The sequence below is a fragment of the Rhodococcus sp. (in: high G+C Gram-positive bacteria) genome (genome assembly GCF_049299235.1).
Taxonomy (GTDB): domain Bacteria; phylum Actinomycetota; class Actinomycetes; order Mycobacteriales; family Mycobacteriaceae; genus Rhodococcus.
The window spans coordinates 1-2,717 of record NZ_JBAQXC010000117.1 but is presented as its reverse complement, the minus strand read 5'-3'; the positions used below and the strand labels follow the sequence as shown (position 1 = coordinate 2,717).

Here is a 2,717-nt window from a genome sequence, read left to right as displayed (position 1 = left end):
CGTCCGGGCGGTGCCTCCGTCGCCGGCGCGGCCCGCTGCGGCGGTGTGGCACAGACGTGGTAGCGGGTCGGTGCGGCCGTCCCGGGATTCGCCTGACCCGCCGGGTGATGGGAACGTTCAGTGGCCTGGGCCGGATGTGCGGTGGGCCCAGATGATGATTCCCATCGCCCGGTCAGCTCGTGGGGTGCAGGTGGCGGTTGTGGCCGTCCCAGTGCACGTGCGTGGTCACCGCGGAACTGTCTTCGAGTCGGCGCACCTCGTAGATGTCGAGAGCGGGGACCTGTGGCACACAACCCCACATGGCGTGCCCGGTCATCACGAAGTCGATGTCGAGGCGAACCAGCAGACCCATCAGCTCACCGATGGTCGGATCGTCGATCTTGGCGAACGCGTCGTCGAGCAGCACCAGGCGCAGTGCCCGGTCGACCTCGGGCAGGCTCGACAAATAGCCGTCGGCGGCGGCGAACAGTGTCACATACGATACGAACCGGGTCTCGCCCTGAGATATCTTGGCACGCCGGGAAATTCGTCTCTCCTGATCGCGTTCCGGGCCGAGGATCGTCACGTCGACGGTGTGCCAGTTCCGGTAGTCCAGGGCCTGCGCGAGATGTGCGGCGTACCCGGCGGACGGATCCGTCGTGTGCGACGCCTCGACACGCCTGCGCAGCAATTCGATCAACTCCGCACCGGTGCCCGACCCGGTCGGATCCGCCAGCAAGGTGGTGATGCGGGCGATCTCGTCGTCGCCGCGGTTGGGCACCCACCCGATACGCACCCCGATACCGTGGCTGGTGCGACTCCCGGACAGGCTCGTGTTCATCGCCTCGACGAGTTCGCCCGCGCGTTCGATGCGGCGGCGCAATTCGTCGGCGACCCCACCGAGCACGAACCCGGTGAACACGTCGCGTTCCCGCTGGGTGAGCGCGCGCCGACCCTCGTCGACTCGTGCGGTCAGGTGCTCGAGCACCTCGGTGGGGGTCCCGTCGATTCCCGCCCCCGCGATGCGGACCACCTGCACGCCGTCGTCGACGGTATGCACGACGTCGAGTTGCTCCGACACGGACAGACCGAACTGCTGTAGCGCCGCCAGAACCCGGTTCTGCCCGGTCGGCTTGCCAGGGGGCAGCGCCGCGCGCACCGCATCGGCGACCGCCCGGACCGTATCCGGATCCTCGGTGTGGGCCACCGGATCGAACTGCACATCCGTGGCCGCGGCGATCGCGGACAATTGCAGTCGCGCGGACAGTGTGGCCCCCGCGACGGTCAGGGCCTCCCGGTCGCGGACCAGTCGCTCCCGGATCGCCGAACAGTGCTCGCGGGCCTGCGCGACATCCTTGCCGAGTTGTTCCCGGTGTGCCTGCGTGCGACGGCACTGTTCCTCGGTTCGGGCCTGCTCGGTGACGGAATTCGACAGTTCCGTCTCGAGGTCGGCCACCGTCATATCGACCGCTTCGTGCTGCGCCGCCACCACGGCCGCCCGGCCGTGCCATTCATGCCAGCGGGCTTCCGCGACCGATTCCGCCTCGACGCGCCGCGCGCCGCTGTCGGCGAACCGGCGCAGCGCACGGTTGTGACGGTCGACGCTCGCGCGTACGTCGTCGAGTCCGCGGGCGAGGGCAAGGCACGCGCGCCCCGCGTCGGCGCTCGCGGTGACGATCGGCTCGAGCGCAGCGGCATCGAACGGCATGGCGAAATGTGCGCAGGTGGCGCGATGGGTGTCGAGATCGGCGGACCATCCGGCACGCAACTCGGCCGCACGGTCCCGGGCCGCCGCCGCGGTCTGCGCGCTGCGCACGGCACGGATCTCGTGTTCGTGGGCCCGGATGCGGTCCTCGCGCAGTGTGAGAGATGTCGGCGCGGTGGACAGATGACGGTCGAGGTCGCGTCGATCCTGTTCGAGTGCGCTGCGGCGCGCGGCGCGCTGCGTGGCGGCGGTGTCGGTGTCGGCCAGTTCCGTGGCGATCTCGTCGAGACGTTCGGTGTGGCGGCCGGTGTCGTCGGGGTGGTGTACCCCGATGAACAGAGATTCGTCGGCGGTGTGCCGTCCACGCAGCACGCCGTTGTGCCAACGCCCGTCACGGGACACCGACGCGACCGCACCGGCGTCCTCGAACCCGATCGTGGCGAGCACGGTCGCGATCGCCGCTGCCGGTGCCGGCGCGGTGGCGGAGGGTGTGAGCACCAGCGACAGCGGATGCTGCGGGGGCACGTCGCACGGAGAGAGGAGAACCTGACCGGAGTGGGCGCGCAGTCGGCCGTCTCCGTCGACGGTGGCGGTGAGGAATCCGGCGGCCAGCAGGGCCGCTTCCACGCCCGCTCGGTCGTCCGCGCCCAGATCGTCGACGAATTCGACTGTCTGCCAAAGAGGTACGCCGTCGTTCTCGCTTCGCCACGGGGCGTCGTCGGGTCCGGGCCGCCGGTCCGCGTCGAGGCCCGTGCGTTCGTCGAGCAGGGTCGTGCGAATCCCGGCGGCCGCATGGTCGGCGAGTTCGAGTGCGGTGAGCTCGGCGGCGATGTCGTCGCGGGCGGTGCGGGCGGATGTCTCGGGCAGCCGGTCGAGTTCGGTGAGCGCCGCATCGGTGTCGGTGCCGCCGGTGCCGGTGAGTGCCTCGAGGTCGCCGGCGAGGATCTGCAGGAGTTCGGGGCCGGACCGTTCGACCGCGGGCAGCAGCCGCGCGGTGTGGGTGTCGGTGATCCACGCCCGCCACCGGTGATTG

1 protein-coding gene is annotated in these 2,717 nt (G+C 70.4%); it reads right to left on the bottom strand.

The window, feature by feature from the left end; all coding sequences use genetic code 11:
* Positions 1–172 precede the first annotated feature (172 nt).
* Positions 173–2,717 (bottom strand): SbcC/MukB-like Walker B domain-containing protein (locus WAX14_RS07455; protein WP_422627455.1); only part of this gene is annotated, 2,545 nt, incomplete at its 5' end.